Origin of the sequence: Flexivirga meconopsidis (assembly GCF_026162425.1) — a bacterium.
Taxonomy (GTDB): Bacteria; Actinomycetota; Actinomycetes; order Actinomycetales; family Dermatophilaceae; genus Flexivirga; species Flexivirga meconopsidis.
In genome coordinates this window covers 676,183-689,290 of the sequence record NZ_JAOBQJ010000001.1, presented here as the reverse complement: position 1 = coordinate 689,290, position 13,108 = coordinate 676,183, and the positions used below count along the sequence as shown (strand labels likewise).

The window sequence follows — 13,108 nt, the reverse complement described above, 5'->3', positions numbered from 1 at the left end:
TCACCGTCGCGACTGTGCGTTGATCAGGCTCATCGCCTCGGCGCGGGTGGCCGGGTCGGTCAGCTGCCCGCGGACCGCCGAGGTGATCGTGAGTGCACCGGGTTTGCGCACACCACGCATCGACATGCACAGGTGCTCGCACTCGACGACGACCAGCACGCCCTGTGCCTGCAGATGCTCGACCAACGCGTCGGCGATCTGGGTGGTGAGCCGCTCCTGCACCTGCGGCCTGCGGGCAAACACCTCGACGAGCCGGGCGATCTTGGAAAGGCCGGTGACGCGGCCGTCGGGAGCCGGGATGTAGCCGACGTGCGCGACGCCGTGGAACGGCACCAGGTGGTGCTCGCAGGTGGAGTAGACCTCGATGTCGCGCACGATGACCAGCTCGGAGTGGTCGACGTCGAAGGTGCGGCTGAGCGCTTCCTCCGGGGTCTGCCACATGCCGGCGAAGGTCTCGGCATACGCACGGGCGACCCGGCCGGGGGTGTCTTTCAAACCCTCCCGGTCCGGGTCCTCACCGAGGGCGAGCAGCAGCTCGCGGACTGCGGCTGCTGCTCGCTTGAGATCAACTTTCGGCGGGGTCGACATACCCGCCGTCCGGGACCTCGATGACCGCCTCCGGCGGGTGCAACTCGGCCTGCTGCTTGTCTTCTTCCTTCTCCAGGTCGACGCCGTTGGCCTGCGCGCGCTGCTCGGCCGGGGTCAGCACCGGCGGGCGGTCGCTGACGAAGCGGCGGTCGCTGGACAGCCAGATCTTGCGACGCGGGCGCTTGTGCACGTCCTTGAAGATCTCCTTGAGCTGCTCGACGTCGAGCGTCTCTTTCTCGAGGAGTTCGAGCACCAGGTTGTCCAGCACGTCGCGGTTGTCGTTGAGCGCGTGCCAGGCCTCGTCGTGCGCGGCCTCGATCAGGCGACGGACCTCTTCGTCGACGACGCCGGCGAGCTCCTCGGAGTAGTCCCGCTCGTGGCCCATGTCGCGACCGAGGAAGACCTCGGAATTGCCCTGGCCGAGCTTGATCGCGCCGACGCGCTCCGACATACCGAACTGGGTGACCATCTTGCGGGCCAGGCCAGTGGCCTTCTCGATGTCGTTGGCCGCACCGGTGCTCGGGTCGTGGAAGACGATCTCCTCCGCGACCCGACCACCGAGTGCGTAGGCCAGCTGGTCGAGCAGTTCGTTGCGGGTGGTGGAGTATTTGTCGTCCACCGGCAGCACCATCGTGTAACCGAGGGCGCGACCGCGGGGCAGGATGGTGATCTTGCTGACCGGGTCGGTGTGGTTGAGCGCCGCCGCGACCAGGGCGTGGCCGCCCTCGTGGTAGGCGGTGATCTTGCGCTCCTTGGCGCTCATCACCCGGGTGCGCTTCTGCGGGCCGGCCATCACGCGGTCGATCGCCTCGTCGAGAGCGCGGTTGTCGATGATCTGCGCGTTGGAGCGGGCGGTCAGCAGCGCCGCCTCGTTGAGCACGTTGGCCAGGTCAGCACCGGAGAAGCCCGGGGTACGGCGGGCGACCTGCAGCAGGTCAATGTCCTTGGCCATCGGCTTGCCCTTGGCGTGCACCTGCAGGATGTGGTGGCGGCCGCCCATGTCGGGCGCCTCGACCGCGATCTGCCGGTCGAACCGGCCCGGGCGCAGCAGCGCCGGGTCGAGGATGTCGGGGCGGTTGGTCGCCGCGATCAGGATGACGTTGGTCTTGACGTCGAAGCCGTCCATCTCGACCAGCAGCTGGTTGAGGGTCTGCTCGCGCTCGTCGTGGCCGCCGCCGAGGCCCGCACCGCGGTGCCGGCCGACGGCGTCGATCTCGTCGACGAAGATGATCGCGGGCGCGTTGGCCTTGGCCTGCTCGAAGAGGTCGCGCACACGGCTGGCGCCGACACCGACGAACATCTCCACGAAGTCCGAACCGGAGATCGAGTAGAACGGCACCCCGGCCTCGCCGGCGACCGCGCGGGCCAGCAGCGTCTTACCGGTGCCGGGCGGTCCGTAGAGCAGCACACCCTTGGGGATCTTGGCGCCCACGTCGAGGAACTTCTTCGGCGACTGCAGGAACTCCTTGATCTCGTGGAGCTCCTCGACGGCCTCGTCCGAGCCGGCGACGTCGGCGAAGGTGACCTTCGGCATGTCCTTGCTGGCCAGCTTGGCGCGGGACTTGCCGAACTGCATGACGCGCGAGCCGCCGCCCTGCATCTGGCTCATCAGGAACCAGAAGATCAGGATGAACAGCAGGAACGGCGCGAGGCTGATCAGGATCGACAGGAAGACGTTCTGCTTGTCGGGGTCGTCGGTGTAACCACCCGGCGGCGGGTTCTCCGACAGCATCTGGACCAGGCTGTCGCCGCGCGGGCTGACGTAGTTGGCCGACACCTTGGTGGCGTCCTTGACGTCACCGATGGTGGTCGGGTCCTTCAGCGTCAGGTTGATCGCATCGGGGGTCAGTTTGGCGGATTCGACCTGCTTGGAGGTGATCAGTCGCTCGGCCTGGGAGGTGTCGATGTTCTGGTAGCCGCCGACGTTGCCGAAGACGAACCAGAGGAAGCCGAGCAGCACGACCAGGACGATCCACAGGCCGGGGCTCTTGATGACGCGCTTGAAGTTCATGTACGTGCGGGGCGTGCCCCGATCCTCCTGCTACGAGTTGGGCCGAGCCCGACAACAGACCAATAGACGGTACACCGACGAAACCGGGGAGTTCTTCATGGTGTCCGGCCTGATCAACGCATGGCAGGTGACCGATGTTCCGTATGCCGCCCCGCGGCCTCAGCTGCGACAGTCTCGCGGGAACGTTTCTCGACCCGAACATTTCTCGACCCTCGGCATAGCGACGCGCCGACGATCGAGAGTTTCTCGGCGTGTTTGTATGCCGAGGGTCGAGAAATGCCGGGCGGGCGACGGTGCCGGGCGGGCGGGCGGGCCTGCGAGCGCGGCCGGAGGAGGAGTCGACGCCAAGGGGACGGGTGTACTCGTCGCCGACGAGGGAGGCTACGAGTACACGTGCGGGGCGAGCGTGCCGATGTCGCGCAGGTTGCGGAACTTCTCGTCGTAGTCCAGCCCGTAGCCGACGACGAATTCGTTGGGGATGTCGAAGCCGACGTACTTGCAGTCGATCTCGACCTTGGCGGCGTCGGGCTTGCGCAGCAGGGTGCAGATCTCGACCGACGCGGGCTCGCGGGAGCGAAGGTTGCTGGTGATCCAGTTCAGCGTCAGGCCGGAGTCGATGATGTCCTCGACGATCAGCACGTGGCGGCCGGAGATGTCGGTGTCGAGGTCCTTCAGGATGCGCACGACGCCGGAGCTCTTGGTGCCCGAGCCGTATGACGAGACCGCCATCCAGTCCATCGGCACCGAGCCCGGCAGCGCCCGCATCAGATCGGCCATCACCAGGATCGCGCCCTTGAGCACCCCGACGAGCAGCACGTCCTTGTCCTGGTAGTCGCGCCAGATGTCGGCGGCGAGCTCGTCGAGCCGAGCGTGGATCTGCTCCTCGGTGAAGAGCACGTGGTCGAGGTCCGCTCCCATATGACTGGAGTCCATGACCGCCATTCTGCACTGCGGTCAGGGACGGACTTCCAGGTGGACCAGCCCGTCCGCGCGACGCACCTGCAGACCGCCCGGCACATGGATCGGGCCCTGCCCGCGCCACCGCCCGATCAGCGCGTCGACGCCGTCGATGTGCACTTTGCCGAGCGCGGCGCTCGGGCAGCCTCCGGCGGTGAGCAAGCTGCGCCATACTCGGGTGCGCAGCGCCGGGGTCAGCGCAGCCAATTCGGCTACCTGCCAAGGACTTTCGCCAAGCTGTATGACGGCAGCCGCGGCCTGCTCGTCCAGCGTCTCCAGGTCGTGGCGCACGAGTTCGGCGCTGCGGGCGAGCCCGGCGATCACACCCGGGCCGATCTGCCGCTCCAACTCCACGAGCGCCTGGCGGGTGCGCACCCGCAGATAACGCGGATCGCTGTTGTGCGGGTCCTGCCAGACGTCGATGCCGAGCGCCGCACAGGCCGCTGCGGTGTCGGCACGGTCGATCCCGAGCAGCGGACGCAGCCAGCGCACGCCCCGGGCGTGCGCGACCTGCGGCATACCGGAGATCGCGCGGGGGCCGGACCCGCGGACGAGGCCGAGCAGCACGGTCTCGGCCTGGTCGTCGCGGGTGTGGCCGAGGAAGACTCCGGTGGCGGCGGTTTGCTCGGCGACCTCAGTCAACGCTGCATAACGCGCTTCCCGTGCGGCCGCCTCCGGGCCGTCGTGACCCGCCGGCACGTCGACCGGGACGACGCGTGCGCCGTCCAGGCCGAGCGCGCGGCACTGCTCAGCGGCGCGCTCGGCCACCTGCCGCGAGCCGTCCTGCAACCCGTGGTCGACGACGACCGCCTCGGTGTGCAGCCCCAGTTTCGGCGCCTCGAAGGCAAGGGCGGCGGCGAGCGCCAGCGAGTCTGCGCCTCCCGAGCACGCGACGAGCACGGTGTCGCCCGGACCGGTCGGTGCACGCAGCGCGCGACGCACCTCCAACCGAGTCGCCGCGACGGCCGGGTGCGGCCCCGTCATACTGCTGCGCCCTAGCCGTGGACGCGCTCGACCCAGGCGGTCGGCGTCTCGATCTCGGCCGCGGTCGGCAGCGTTTCCGGCGATGTCCAGACCTGGTTGAACCCGTCGACACCGACCTTGTCCTGCACGGCTCGGCAGAACGCGGCACCATCGCGGTACTGCCGCATCTTGGCCTCGAGCCCGAGCAGCCGACGCAGCATCCGGTCGACGTTTCCGGCGCCCTTGCGGCGCTCGTCGAACTTGGCGCGGATCTGTTCGACGGTCGGCACGACCTGCGGGCCGACGTCGTCCATCACCACGTCGGCGTGCCCCTCGAGCAGCGACATGATCGCGGTGACATTGGCAAGCTCGGCGCGCTGGGCCGGGCTCACGACCAGATCGGTGAGCCCTCCCCCGCCGTCGCGCAGTGCACCCGGCAGCGCCTTGGCGACCGTCTGCAGCCGCTCCTGCAGCGCCTCCGGATCGGGCACCAGGTCGGTGATCAGCGAGCGGACCCGGTCGATCAGGTGCTCCCGCAGCCACGGCACCGCGGTGAACTGCACCCGGTGGGTCTCCTCGTGCAGGCACACCCAGAGCCGGAAATCGGTCGGGTCGACGTGGAGTTCGCGTTCGGCGGCAACGATATTGGGCGCGACCAGCAGCAGGCTCGGGCGGCCGTCGGGGGCCAGGTCGAACTGCCCGAGCACCTTGCTCGCCACGAAACCCATCAGCGCCCCGGTCTCGGCGCCGCCGACCTTCGCGCCGACGGCGCGGGTGCGCGGACCGGCCTTCTTCTTGGCGATCAGGATGTCGATCACCGGGGCGAGCAACGCGTCCATCGAGTCGACGTTGACGTCGATCCAGGCCGTCCGGTCGACGATGTGCACCGGCGACTCGGCCCCGGCGCTCGCGTCCATCCGGGCGGTCTCGGCGACCGGGCCGTGCGCCCGCATCGCTGCTCCGCGCAGGTCTTCGACGGCCGCGGCCGCCTCGCCGGGGGTCGTGCTCGGACCGTCCGCAACGAACCTGCGGGCGGTGCGCTTCGCGAGCGCCCAGTCGACATACGTCTGCGCCATGAGCATGAGCGTATGCCGTGGCGCTGCACGCCGACGCGGCCGCCATACGGACCTGAAAGGTCACTTCTGCGCGGCCGCGGTCACGATCCTGCCTGGAAGTGACCAATCGGTCGCGATTCAGCCCGGGAAGTGCAGCCGGCACCTTCAACGGACTCGCGGCGCAGGAGGTCCTTCTCCCACTGCCCTTGCCGCTCGACATGGGCCCGCCCGTCGTACTCGATCGCCAGCCGGAACGCTCCATAGGCCAGGTCGAGCCGGTAGACCACGAACCCCTCGGCATCGAGCAACTCCAACTGGATGGTCGGCTCCGGCAGGCCGGCGAGCACGACGAGCAGCCGCAGCCGCGTCTCCTGCGGCGACTCGACCCGGGCACGCACCAGTTTCGCCGCGCGGCGCGCCCTGACCACGCCGCGGCCGGTCGCACGAGTCGCACCGGCGCGCAGTTGCTCGGGGAAGTCGGCGTCCCGACCGGCGAGCGAGTCGCCGAGCACGACGAGGTCGACGAGACTCAGGCGAGCTGCCAGGTCGAGGAACGTCTGCACCTTCGTCGTGACCGGCATACCCCGCACGGTGACGATCTCCGGAGGACTTGTGTAGCGGTGCACGAACAGGCCTTGGACCCGGATCCGACGACCGCTGAGCGTGCCGATCTCAACCTCGCCCGCCGCGGGCACCACCCCGCCGTGCAGCACCGCAGCAGTGTGATGACTGAGGAACGCGTCATCCGGCCCGCAATTGAGGCCGGCCTGCCAGAACTCCTCCGGCCGCAGCCGCGTGGTGTCCACCTTCCAGTGTCCGCGCAGCAGGCGCAGGTGCTGGCGCCGTAGCTGATTGTCGTCGATACCAAGCGAATTCGCCGTAGCGCGACTCACCGGACCGCTGGCCCGACCGACCCTTTGTTCCATCGATCGAGGGTGCCAGCGATTGCCGACGCGCCGCGGACGTTGTCCACAGGCGGCGCTTGCCGCCGGCTGCGCCGACTCTCGGCACGAGATCGACCCGAGCGGTCACTTCCGGGGCGGGTATGACGTGAGCAGCGCCCACAAGTGACCTCTCGGGTCAGTTGCAGCCGCAGCTCGCCAGGTCGGCGACGATGTCGTCGACCGCGTCCCGCGTGCTGTATGGCGCAGCCTGCGGGCCGTTGCTGATGACCGCGAAGACCAGCACGCGACCGTCCTTGGTCACCACAGTGCCGGCGAGCGACGAGACGCCGAGCAGCGAACCAGTCTTGGCGCGGACCAGCCCCGCTGCCGCGGAGTTGGTCTTGGCCTCGAAGCGGTTGTGCAGGGTGCCGCTGAGACCGCCGACGCCGAGCCGGCTGATCACCTCGGCATACGCCTTGTTCTTGCCGGTGGTGCCGGACAGCAGCACGTCGGCGAGCACTCGCGGCGGGATCGTGGTGCCGTCCGAAAGCCCTGAAGTGTCAGCAAGTTTCACCCCGGCGATGTTGAAACCGCCTTGCTTGAGGGTGTTTTCGACGAACTTGGTGACCTCGTCGGTCGACCCACCGACGCCCTTGGTGAATGCCGCCTGTCGCGCAAGTGACTCGATCATCGCGTTGTCGCTCGCCTGCAGCGCGTCACCGAGCACGTCGACCAGCGGCGCCGACTCGACCTTGCCGAGCTCCTGGGCGCCCTTCGGAGCAGCGCTGCCCGACCCCTTCTTGGCCGTGATCCCTTGTGCCGCAAGGGCTTTGACGAACGCCTGCTGGGTGCTGCCGACCGGGTCGGCGGGGGTCGGAGTCGCGGAGTCGGTTGCCCGCTCGGTGGAGAGCCCGAGCTGCGCGATGCGCGCTGTGTAACCCGCGGCGACGACGTCCGGGTCCCAGTGCTTCGCGGTCAGCGGACCCGGCGCGTAGGACGTGTCGACATTCACGATCACCGATGTCCGCCCGTCCTTCTTCAGCTTGCCGGCGACCTGCGCTGCGAGATCGGCGAGTCCGGCGTGCCCGTTGACCGCGTCGGGATCGCCCTTGCCCGGGTTGAGCGCGGTGTCACCGCCGGCGACGAGTGTGATGACGTCCGAGGCGCCCGCGGACACCACCCGGGTGGTGAGCGGCTTGTCGAGGTCCATCGTGTCGGCGATCGCCCAGGCCGAGAGCAGCTTGGTGGTCGATGCCGGGGTCATGGCGTCGTTTTGGTTCTGCGCGACGAGGACGGCCCCCGTCATACCGTCGCGAACGTCGATGCCGACCTTCTTCGAAAGGTCCGGATCCTTCAGCGCCGCAGCGACTTTCGCCTTCACCTTGGCCGGGTCGGGCTGCGCGCCGGCGAGTTTCGGCAACGCCGCGGGTGATGCCGGTGCAGCCGGCGGGGCGACGGACGGCCCGACGGAGGACTTGCCGGGCGCCGGCACCGCTTGCCGGGTGGCGGTGTCGCGGGTGAGCGGTCCGGGCACGACGTCGAAGACGTCAAGCGTCTCGTAGCCGAGGGCGAGCACGAGCGCTCCGGCAGTGAGGCCGATCGCCATACCCTTGCCCATCGCTGCCCTTCACCGACGTCACGGACCCCGCGCACGGCGGTCATCCGCGGCGTGCGCCACACTAGCCTGCAGTCAAACACACTGACTTTCCGCGAAGGGACAGCCGTAATGGAGTTCGACGTCACCGTCGAGGTGCCGCAGGGCAGCCGCAACAAATACGAGATCGACCACGAAACCGGGCGGCTGCGGCTGGATCGCCGCCTCTTCACGTCGATGCAATACCCGACCGACTACGGCTACATCGAGCACACCCTGGGCGAGGACGGCGACCCGCTGGACGCGATGCTGCTCATCACCGAGTCGGTCGTGCCGGGCACGGTCGTGGAGGCGCGCCCGATCGCGGTGTTCCGGATGGTCGACGAGGCCGGCGGCGACGACAAGATCCTCTCGGTGGTGGCGGGAGACCCGCGCACGGACGCGCTGCAGGATGTCGGCGACGTCAACAAGTTCCTGCTGGACGAGATCGCGCACTTCTTCGAGAACTACAAGGCGCTCGAGCCGGGCAAGGGTGTGGAGCCCGGCGCCCGCTGGGAGGGCCGCGCCGAGGCCGAGCGGATCGTCGGCGAGGCGCTCCAGCGCGCGAAGGACCAGGGCGTGGACACCGCTCGCTGGGCGATGCCGCAGCAGCACTGACACCCGCCCCCTCGCCGAGCGGCTCACTTACCGTCCAGAGGCTCACTTGTCAGGCCCAATTCGGGGCCTGACAAGTGAGCCTCTCGGCGATTAGTGAGCCTTTCGGCGGGACTGGCCGGGGCGGCCGATCGGCAGGCCCGTCCGCAGGTGGGCGTAGTCGTCGTCGGCGTGCACGAGACGGCGGGTCTTGCGGCGCAGCCGGACGATCTGCACGATGCCGAGCGCCCAGACGAAATACTGCACACACATCGCCACCCGGAACGCCGACAGGTCGTACTCGTCCGGACCACCGGGCGCCTGATGGTCCAGCACGACACCGATCAACAGCACCGAGACCAGCGTGGCGGTGAAACCGCCCACGTTGACGATGCCGGACGCCGACCCCAGCCGGTGCTCGGGGTTGAAGGTGCGCGCCAGGTCGAAACCGATCATCGAGCCCGGACCGCCGACCGCCGTGACGATCACCAGCACGACCAGCAGCCACAGCGGTGCACGGCCTGGCCAGAGCAGCACCACGGTCCAGACCGTCACGATCGCACCGACGGTGATCAACACCAGCGTTGACCGCGAGTAGGGGTAGCGCGCGGTGAACACCCCGAAGACCGGGCTCGCCGCGATCGTCGCGACCACCATGATTTCCAGCAGCAGGCTCGCGGTGCCAGTGGACAGCCCCTCGCCCTTGGTCAGGAACGGGAAGCCCCACATGAGCGAGAACACCGTCGCGCTGAACTGCGAGGTGAAGTGGCTCCACAGCCCGAGCCGGGTGCCGGGTTCCTTCCACGCCGAGCTCACTGCGCGGCCGACGGCGCGCAGTTTCACGTCGGTCCGGCTCTTGCTGCGGTATGGCGAATCGCGCACGACCAGCACGAGAATCACGCCGAGCACGACGCCGGTCAAAGACGCGATCAGGTAGGACTGCGTCCAGCCGAGGTCGTGCAGCGCGACGGCGAGCGGGCCCGCGGCGAGGATCGCGCCGAGCTGCCCGAAGACGCCGCAGAGTTGGGTCATCAGCGGGGTCCGCGCCGGCGGGAACCACAGCGCCACCAGCCGCAACAGCGACACGAACACCATCGCGTCGCCCATGCCGACGAACACCCGGGCGAGCACACCGAGCGCGAAGCTGTCGGCGAAGGCGAAGCCGAACTGCGCGATCGACATCGTCGCGACGCCCGCGACCAGCAGCACCTTGGAGCCGTACTTGTCGAGGAGTGCCCCGACCGGGACCTGCATGGCGGCATACACCAGCAGTTGCACCATGACGAAGGTCGCCAGTTGCGCGGAGCTGATGTGGAAGCGGTCGGCGGCGATGACGCCGGCGACGCCGAGCGAGGTGCGGTGGAAGATCGCGAGGATGTAGACCGACAGGGCGGAGATCCACACCGCCCAGGCGCGCTTGCCGCCGAGCGGCCAGTCGGCAGAAGGGGTTTCGACGACCGACGGCAGCGAGTGGCTGCCTTCCTTGGTGGGTGGTGTCATCTCGAAACCGCCATGGTGCCGACGTAGCTGACGTGGTCGCGACAGGCACGCACGAACGCCGTTTTGGTGCCGCTGTCGAGCAGGTCAAGCAGCTTGCGATGTTGTGCGTATGACGAGGCCATGCGCTCGGCGTCGCCGCGCAGGTTGCCGGCCACGATCACAATCTGCCGGTCGCGCAGATGGCGGTACTGCCGCGCGATCACCGAATTGCCGGCCGCCTCGACGATCACCTCGTGGAAGGCGCGGTCGGCGGCGCTGAACGCGTCGGCGTCGCCGGCCGTCATCGCGGTCGACATCTCGGCGAGCCGGTCCCGCAGCCGCGGCACTGCCTCCACGCGCCGCGACCAGGCCTGGGCCGCGGCCCATTCCTCGATCAGCGCACGCGCCTCGAAAACCTCGCGGCTCTCCTGCGGCGTCGGGGGCACGACGAGCGCCCCCTTCTTCGGATAGAGCTCGACCATCCCCTCGGTCTGCAGCCGCAGCAGCGCCTCCCGCACCGGGGTGCGCGAAATGCCGACCTCGGCTGCGACCTGGCCCTCGGTGAGGAAGGTGCTGGGTGCGAGCCGGCCGGTCAGGATGCCGTCCTTGACGTGTTCGTACGCCCGATCACTTGCGCTCATGTTGCATCCAGCATAGATGCAACAGCCTGTATGCCGCAGGCCGCGATCGCGTGACGTCGACCACCCGGACGTCTACATTCGTAGTCATGCAGACCTACACCCGCGACGGGCTGACCTTCGACGTCACCGACTCCGGACCCGCCGACGGCGAGGTCGTCGTGCTGCTGCACGGCTTCCCCGAGGACCGGCAGGCCTGGGACAAGCTGACCCCCAAGCTGGTCGAGGCCGGCTATCGGGTGCTCGCCCCCGACCAGCGCGGCTACTCGCCCGGCGCGACACCGAAGGGCCGCACGTCATACGGCCTGAACGAGTTGGGCAAGGACGTCATCGCCTTGCTCGACGCGGCCGGAGTCGACAAGGCGCACATCGCCGGCCACGACTGGGGCGGCGCGGTTGCCTGGCAGCTCGCCGGCCGGCACGCCGATCGGGTCAGCACCGTGACCGTCCTCTCGACGCCGCATCCGGCGGCGATGGCCTGGGCGTTCGCGCACAGCGACCAGTGGCGCAAGAGCGGTTACATGGTCTTCTTCCAACTGCCGTTCATCCCCGAACGCGCTGTGCTGCGGCAGATTCCGGGGCTCTACACCAAGACCGGCATGCCGGCGGAGGACGCGAGCAAATATGCCGAGCGCTTCCGCACTCCGCAGTCACTGACCGGCCCGCTCGGCTGGTATCGCTCGATGCCGGCGAGCGGCGCGATGTTGAAGGCGATGCGCGGCCGCGGCGGCAAGTCGTCGGACGCGACGACGCGACCGAGCCGGAAGGTGCAGGTGCCGACCACCTACATCTGGGGCAGCCGTGACTTTGCACTCGGCCGCGCCGCAGCCGAGAAGACCGCCGAATTCGTCTCGGGCGACTACGAATTCGTCGAGATCCCCGGCGCCGGCCACTGGCTGCCGGAGGCAAACTCCGACGAGGTCGCGCAAGCGGTGCTCAGGCGAGTGCGCGGCTGAGGCCGGTCGCCCATGCCGCTCGCACCGCGTTGGTCGGTGCGGTGCCGCGGTGCGGATGCACGGCGTTGGCCAGCAGGATCGCGACCGCCCGCCGGTCGAGGTCGGCGACCAGGCTGACGCCGGTGAAGCCGGTGTGCCCGATCGTCCGCGGCCCGCTGAGCTCACCCATGTAGCGGGGCTGGTCGATCTCGAAGCCGAGTCCGTGCGCGTCGCCCGGCAGCTGCGGGTTGAGGTCGGTGGTCATGCGGGCGACGCTGTCGTTGCTCAGGATTCGCACGCCGTCAACCGAGCCGCCGTCGAGGAAAACTCGGGCGAAGGTCAACAGATCGGCGGCAGTGGAGAAGACACCGGCGTGGCCGGCGACGCCGCCCAGCGACCAGGCATTCTCGTCGTGCACCTCACCGCGGACCAGGCCACGACCGGCGTCGTCCTCGATCTCGGTGGCCGCAAAACGGCCCGGGTCGAGCTGCCCGAGCTGCGGCGCATAACCGGTGTCGCGCATCCCCAGCGGCTCGGTGACCCGGTCGCGGAGCAGCAGGTCCAATGGCGTGCCGCTGACCTTTTCGAGCAGCACACCGAGCGCGATCAGGTTGAGGTCGCTGTAGACGAACTCCCCCGTCGGCGTGGCACGCGGGTTGGTGAGCGCCGCGTCGACGCGCGCCTCGCGGGTCGGCCAGTCGCGCCAGAGCGGCAGCCACCACTCCAGTCCGCTGGTGTGCGTGAGCAACTGGACGACCCGGATGTCGCACTTGCCGTGTGCGGCGAACCGCGGCAGGTAGTGCGCGACCGGCGCGGCGAGGTCCAGCCTGCCCGCCTCCACCTGCTGCAGCGCGAGCGTCGCGGTGAACAGCTTGGTCAGCGATGCGACGTCGAAGACGGTGTCAACGCGGGCCGGGGTGCGCCGGGAGTGCGGCAGCCGTGCGCCGCTCCCGTCATACAGCACGGCGGAGCCGGCGACATGCTCGGCGATGACCCGGCCGTCGGCCCACATGAGACCGACGACGCCGGGCAGCAAGGGTGCTCCCGGCACGACCGGGGTATGACGTGCGGCCTCGACCGCCGCGATCGCGTCAGTGACCGGACTTACGGCGCTCACGCCGCTCGTCGTCCTTGACCAAAAGCGGCAGCTGCGGCGCCTCGCGCGGCCCGCGGCGCTTGTCGCGCTGCTTGCCGACCCAGACGATGATCAGGAAGAGAATGATCATGAAGGCGCAGATGCCGAAGAAGCCCACGCCCATGCCAATCGGGTGCCCGTTGGTCTGGTCCAGCTTGGCGGGCAATGCGGCGGCGGCGGTCAACACGCAGTCCATTGTGCCTCGGCGGACCGCGCGCTGCCTCGCCCACCTCCGC

Annotated in this window: 13 protein-coding genes; 2 read left to right on the top strand and 11 right to left on the bottom strand. The window is 69.1% G+C overall.

Annotated elements, in window-relative coordinates; genetic code table 11:
- From folE to dacB, 7 genes are all read right to left on the bottom strand, one after another.
- Complete coding sequence (folE, locus tag N2M23_RS03370) at positions 1-588, bottom strand: GTP cyclohydrolase I FolE (protein WP_265443273.1); 588 nt, start codon at positions 586-588, stop codon at positions 1-3.
- The gene (ftsH, locus tag N2M23_RS03365) at positions 566-2,599 is read right to left on the bottom strand and encodes an ATP-dependent zinc metalloprotease FtsH (protein ID WP_265443271.1); all 2,034 of its coding nucleotides are present in this window, start codon (positions 2,597-2,599) and stop codon (positions 566-568) included. The genes folE and ftsH overlap by 23 nt, the downstream gene beginning before the upstream one ends.
- A 381-nt stretch (positions 2,600-2,980) precedes the next feature.
- Positions 2,981-3,532 (bottom strand): hypoxanthine phosphoribosyltransferase, encoded by a 552-nt coding sequence (hpt, locus tag N2M23_RS03360; protein WP_265443269.1) that lies wholly within the window; start codon positions 3,530-3,532, stop codon positions 2,981-2,983.
- Between the two features lie 21 nt (positions 3,533-3,553).
- Entirely contained in the window at positions 3,554-4,540 is a 987-nt protein-coding gene (tilS, locus tag N2M23_RS03355; protein WP_265443267.1) for a tRNA lysidine(34) synthetase TilS, read from the bottom strand.
- Positions 4,541-4,551: 11 nt separating this feature from the next.
- Positions 4,552-5,595: a zinc-dependent metalloprotease gene (locus tag N2M23_RS03350; RefSeq protein WP_265443266.1), complete on the bottom strand. Its 1,044-nt coding sequence runs from the start codon at positions 5,593-5,595 to the stop codon at positions 4,552-4,554.
- A gap of 80 nt (positions 5,596-5,675) precedes the next feature.
- On the bottom strand, positions 5,676-6,500 hold the full coding sequence (locus tag N2M23_RS03345; protein WP_265443265.1) for a hypothetical protein: 825 nt from the start codon (positions 6,498-6,500) through the stop codon (positions 5,676-5,678).
- 154 nt (positions 6,501-6,654) lie between these two features.
- Positions 6,655-8,076, bottom strand: a complete 1,422-nt coding sequence (dacB, locus tag N2M23_RS03340) for a D-alanyl-D-alanine carboxypeptidase/D-alanyl-D-alanine endopeptidase (protein ID WP_265443264.1) — start codon at positions 8,074-8,076, stop codon at positions 6,655-6,657.
- A 108-nt stretch (positions 8,077-8,184) separates the two neighbouring features.
- On the opposite strand from dacB, the gene N2M23_RS03335 reads away from it, so the two are divergent.
- Positions 8,185-8,709 carry an inorganic diphosphatase gene (locus N2M23_RS03335; RefSeq protein ID WP_265443263.1) on the top strand — a complete coding sequence of 175 codons (525 nt, stop codon included), beginning with the start codon at positions 8,185-8,187 and terminating at the stop codon, positions 8,707-8,709.
- Positions 8,710-8,799: 90 nt separating this feature from the next.
- Here the strand turns inward: N2M23_RS03335 and N2M23_RS03330 are convergent, their stop codons facing one another.
- Positions 8,800-10,185, bottom strand: coding sequence for an MFS transporter (locus N2M23_RS03330; RefSeq protein ID WP_265443261.1), 1,386 nt, complete (start codon positions 10,183-10,185; stop codon positions 8,800-8,802).
- The gene (locus tag N2M23_RS03325) at positions 10,182-10,805 is read right to left on the bottom strand and encodes a GntR family transcriptional regulator (protein WP_265443259.1); all 624 of its coding nucleotides are present in this window, start codon (positions 10,803-10,805) and stop codon (positions 10,182-10,184) included. Before N2M23_RS03325 ends, N2M23_RS03330 begins: the two co-directional genes overlap by 4 nt.
- An 86-nt stretch (positions 10,806-10,891) precedes the next feature.
- Here N2M23_RS03325 and N2M23_RS03320 point away from each other — a divergent pair, with 86 nt between their 5' ends.
- Entirely contained in the window at positions 10,892-11,758 is an 867-nt protein-coding gene (locus N2M23_RS03320; protein ID WP_265443258.1) for an alpha/beta fold hydrolase, read from the top strand.
- Here the strand turns inward: N2M23_RS03320 and N2M23_RS03315 are convergent.
- The gene (locus N2M23_RS03315) at positions 11,739-12,854 is read right to left on the bottom strand and encodes a serine hydrolase domain-containing protein (protein WP_265443256.1); all 1,116 of its coding nucleotides are present in this window, start codon (positions 12,852-12,854) and stop codon (positions 11,739-11,741) included. The two genes, N2M23_RS03320 and N2M23_RS03315, sit on opposite strands and share 20 nt — an antisense overlap.
- A complete protein-coding gene (locus tag N2M23_RS03310) occupies positions 12,829-13,059 on the bottom strand; it encodes a hypothetical protein (protein WP_265443255.1) in 231 nt (76 codons plus the stop codon). The genes N2M23_RS03315 and N2M23_RS03310 overlap by 26 nt, the downstream gene beginning before the upstream one ends.
- Positions 13,060-13,108: the final 49 nt, after the last annotated feature.

What these genes read in the sequence shown, in the direction of transcription:
- folE (WP_265443273.1), bottom strand. Translation starts at nt 588, where the DNA reads ATGTCGACCCCGCCGAAAGTTGATCTCAAGCGAGCAGCAGCCGCAGTC.
- ftsH (WP_265443271.1), bottom strand. Translation starts at nt 2,599, where the DNA reads ATGAACTTCAAGCGCGTCATCAAGAGCCCCGGCCTGTGGATCGTCCTG.
- hpt (WP_265443269.1), bottom strand. Translation starts at nt 3,532, where the DNA reads ATGGACTCCAGTCATATGGGAGCGGACCTCGACCACGTGCTCTTCACC.
- tilS (WP_265443267.1), bottom strand. Translation starts at nt 4,540, where the DNA reads ATGACGGGGCCGCACCCGGCCGTCGCGGCGACTCGGTTGGAGGTGCGT.
- N2M23_RS03350 (WP_265443266.1), bottom strand. Translation starts at nt 5,595, where the DNA reads ATGGCGCAGACGTATGTCGACTGGGCGCTCGCGAAGCGCACCGCCCGC.
- N2M23_RS03345 (WP_265443265.1), bottom strand. Translation starts at nt 6,500, where the DNA reads ATGGAACAAAGGGTCGGTCGGGCCAGCGGTCCGGTGAGTCGCGCTACG.
- dacB (WP_265443264.1), bottom strand. Translation starts at nt 8,076, where the DNA reads ATGGGCAAGGGTATGGCGATCGGCCTCACTGCCGGAGCGCTCGTGCTC.
- N2M23_RS03335 (WP_265443263.1), top strand. Translation starts at nt 8,185, where the DNA reads ATGGAGTTCGACGTCACCGTCGAGGTGCCGCAGGGCAGCCGCAACAAA.
- N2M23_RS03330 (WP_265443261.1), bottom strand. Translation starts at nt 10,185, where the DNA reads ATGACACCACCCACCAAGGAAGGCAGCCACTCGCTGCCGTCGGTCGTC.
- N2M23_RS03325 (WP_265443259.1), bottom strand. Translation starts at nt 10,805, where the DNA reads ATGAGCGCAAGTGATCGGGCGTACGAACACGTCAAGGACGGCATCCTG.
- N2M23_RS03320 (WP_265443258.1), top strand. Translation starts at nt 10,892, where the DNA reads ATGCAGACCTACACCCGCGACGGGCTGACCTTCGACGTCACCGACTCC.